5 protein-coding genes are annotated in these 2,897 nt (G+C 39.0%); 1 reads left to right on the top strand and 4 read right to left on the bottom strand.

All coding sequences use genetic code 11. The annotated features are described in order from the left end of the window. Nucleotides 1-8: 8 nt before the first annotated feature. The 3 genes from RMB13_RS00515 to RMB13_RS00505 all read right to left on the bottom strand — a co-directional run bounded on the left by RMB13_RS00515 (nt 9) and on the right by RMB13_RS00505 (nt 1,612). Nucleotides 9-1,034, bottom strand: a complete 1,026-nt coding sequence (locus tag RMB13_RS00515; RefSeq protein ID WP_311084105.1) for a molecular chaperone DnaJ — start codon at nt 1,032-1,034, stop codon at nt 9-11. 68 nt (nt 1,035-1,102) lie between these two features. Further along, nucleotides 1,103-1,249: a hypothetical protein gene (locus tag RMB13_RS00510; protein WP_281834537.1), complete on the bottom strand. Its 147-nt coding sequence runs from the start codon at nt 1,247-1,249 to the stop codon at nt 1,103-1,105. 99 nt (nt 1,250-1,348) lie between these two features. Next, entirely contained in the window at nt 1,349-1,612 is a 264-nt protein-coding gene (locus RMB13_RS00505; RefSeq protein WP_280044127.1) for a hypothetical protein, read from the bottom strand. Between the two features lie 643 nt (nt 1,613-2,255). On the opposite strand from RMB13_RS00505, the gene RMB13_RS00500 reads away from it, so the two are divergent. Beyond that, a complete protein-coding gene (locus RMB13_RS00500; protein WP_311084104.1) occupies nt 2,256-2,477 on the top strand; it encodes a hypothetical protein in 222 nt (73 codons plus the stop codon). 66 nt (nt 2,478-2,543) lie between these two features. Here RMB13_RS00500 and RMB13_RS00495 read toward each other — a convergent pair. Next, nucleotides 2,544-2,897: hypothetical protein (locus RMB13_RS00495; RefSeq protein ID WP_311084103.1), on the bottom strand; the 354-nt coding region annotated here is incomplete at its 5' end.

The following is a 2,897-nucleotide window of genomic DNA, read 5'->3' as shown; positions in this document are numbered from 1 at the left end:
CTTTATTTTCAGTTATTGTCCAAATAGCTTTTTAATAGAGCTCTTGCCTCATTCAGTTGCTGTGCCTGGCTTTCAATGAGCTGACGAACAGATTTAGGGAGGTTCTGGTATTTATCTGGATGGAACTCAGCCATCTTTTTTCGGTAAGCGGATTGCAAGGTCTGTTCAGTCAGTAATTCAGGCTGAATATCAAGAAGTTTGCACGCTTGAAGTTGTTCACCGTTTAAAGCTGAGGCAGTAGACTGATTCATTTCATCAGCTAGACATTGATAGATAATTTTGACGAGGTCTGGAAATACGGCTTTAGAAACATTGGATACACGACATAAATGGGTCATGAAGAGATCCGCCTGAGTCTGTTCAACCTGACCCAGTGCCATGGCGTAGACCAGTTGTTCGATCATCTCCGTACGAAGTTTATAAGCCAGCACATCTTTCAGTTCTGCAAAGCGATGCAATAATTCTTCATAATCGAAGTTTGGTTGTTGATTCACTAGTTGTTCAACATACTGATTTACTGCTTGATTATTCAATTTAAAAAAATGACTGGATAGCGCTTCTTTCGACTGAGTATTCCATTGACCCACAGTAAATGTAATAAAATAAGCAAACAGATCAACCATCACCTTCAGTTCTGCATCAATCTGTGGTGGAGCTTGGTAGGTCTCTGTTTGTCCCTGACAGACTTCATTTAGAAATGAAGCCAATGTTCGTAATGCCCCTTTATCCAGTTGGGTAAAGGTCAAGGTTTCCATCCGATTCAGTACGATCCCATGATTAATGACGCCAATATCTGCCTCGACATGATGAATATTTTTAAAGAGATAAGCGGCTTCATCTCCAAAGCTTTCTTTATAAAAGAGTCCAGTCGCCGTTATACAAAGTCCAGCTTTAGCACTGCCAAATACCGTATCATCAATCAGCATGAGGATTTCATCTGGATGAATACCTTGAGGGAGATAACTCATAGCCCCTTGCAATTTTTTATAAGGAATAGCGGGTGCAAAATAAATATTGTCACTCGCTCTTAGCATCAACATCCAACGGCTTTTCTGAAGTGATTCTCTCGATATGATTGTCATGGCAACTTCCTATTTAGGTACTAAAACAACCAACGTAGAAAATCAGCAGGCCAAACAAGTGCCCGCCCCAAGGCATATCCACCAGAATAAATAGGGTACTGCCAAATCAAATACAACCAATAACCAATCACAATAGTGAAATAAAGGCCAATCAATGGATGTTTCATTGTAAATTCCTCATTTTTTAGGTAAGCCTATCTAACCCGCTGCTCTATGGCAGTAGGTGAGATCAAAAGACAAACTAAGATTTAATGTGAATACGAGTTCTAAAGTTTATGTGCACATTGCTGACCAGACTTAAAAGACACCTCTTCAAAGTCCTCTGGCATCTTGACTTGCATCATGCCAATCGCCTCCAGCTTTTCTTCACCATAATGTTCTTCCATCCTGTCGTAGAAGCAGGAACAGAAACTGCGACTACCACCCGTATTCCTACAGCCTTGTTTCATGCCCTTTTCGAAATCAGAAGAACAGCCAGTAATCATCAGAACACTGACACCCACCAAACCCATCAATATTTTATTTTTCATCATTCTATCCAGTGACGTCGTCATGGAGCTTAGGCTTTTTTAGGCAATACAAAGCCTTGCCATGGTGTATCTCACATGACATTTTTTTAAGTTAAATTTTTAGACAAAAAGACCTAAAGCTTGAAGAACTAGAAGTTCATCAAACCCCATTAAAACTAATCTGGGGGTATAAAAAGAATATGCATAGCCAACTCCTTTATATTGGGAGTTCTGCCAAAGTATTCGAGAATTATGGTGGCAGAACGAAAGTGGGTTGACAGACTGATAGTAAAGGATCAGCACGCACAAGGCGTCCCCCTTCCGTCCTACCGCAACAAAAGAGGGACGGGTGTACCTACATCAAAAAACAAGTTTTCAATGCACTTTACTATTCGGCCTGTCAAAGCCGACTGGCAATGTAGGCCAGCAAGCAAAGGATAATCTGCAATATTTAAGGTGTCAACGGCGTATCAACTATTTAATGCGAAGATAGTTATTAGTTTTCATCAGATTAGGTATTTAAACTAACCATTAAGTAAATTTAGTTAATGAATATTAAGCACACGTTTACAGTACTATTTTGTTGTTTTTAAGAATCATGGACATGATTCTAGATATTAAACTAACTTATAATTTCAGGATGAAAGTGCGTTAAGGAGGGAAAATGTTACGGTTGAAATGTCTTGGTGGTCCGCTATATGGTCAGGAGTATTCCCACCCGTCCAATGAATTTACCTTCTGTGATAAACAGACTGGTAAACTAACGCTGTACCGTAAACAATCCCTTGATTTCACACCTCCTCAATCTTACTTTGTGGCTGAATCTATTTCCAAACCAGTTGCATATAACCTTGCGCTGCAATTATTAAAGTCTAAAAATCATTAAAGTTATAAGAGTTGATCTACAAATAAGTAAATCAACTCCTAGCAGCTTTTAGATACAGTTTTACTGTCATCTCATCACATTACTCTTCCATGAATTGAAACCATGAAGCCAGACTCGTAATTCTCTACTCTCTGGCTCAGTCGTATTAAATGTCGTTCTCAGCATAGTTTCCAAGTCATCAACAGGATCTTGCAATTCCCAAGTCAATGCTTCAATTTCGTCATTACTTTGCAACTCCCTGACCTTTTCGATACCGAATACTTCTCCAACCATACCTGCAACTTCCTGCCATATTGCACAGATTCTTGAAAGAATATAGTGATAATCTTTAATTGCATTCTCATCAAAAACCATCACAAACAACATCATGTACTGATTTTTTTGAGAAAAATGCATGACTCTTTGATAATCATAGCGAAG

This window comes from Acinetobacter sp. V102_4 (assembly GCF_031799005.1).
In the GTDB taxonomy this organism is placed as follows: Bacteria; Pseudomonadota; Gammaproteobacteria; order Pseudomonadales; family Moraxellaceae; genus Acinetobacter; species Acinetobacter calcoaceticus.
The sequence above is the reverse complement of the archived record's forward strand: the minus strand, read 5'-3'. Positions and strand labels throughout refer to the sequence as shown.

Bases quoted from the DNA above. Each gene is read 5' to 3' on its own strand.
- RMB13_RS00515 (WP_311084105.1), bottom strand. From the start codon at position 1,034: ATGCTAAGAGCGAGTGACAATATTTATTTTGCACCCGCTATTCCTTAT.
- RMB13_RS00510 (WP_281834537.1), bottom strand. From the start codon at position 1,249: ATGAAACATCCATTGATTGGCCTTTATTTCACTATTGTGATTGGTTAT.
- RMB13_RS00505 (WP_280044127.1), bottom strand. From the start codon at position 1,612: ATGAAAAATAAAATATTGATGGGTTTGGTGGGTGTCAGTGTTCTGATG.
- RMB13_RS00500 (WP_311084104.1), top strand. From the start codon at position 2,256: ATGTTACGGTTGAAATGTCTTGGTGGTCCGCTATATGGTCAGGAGTAT.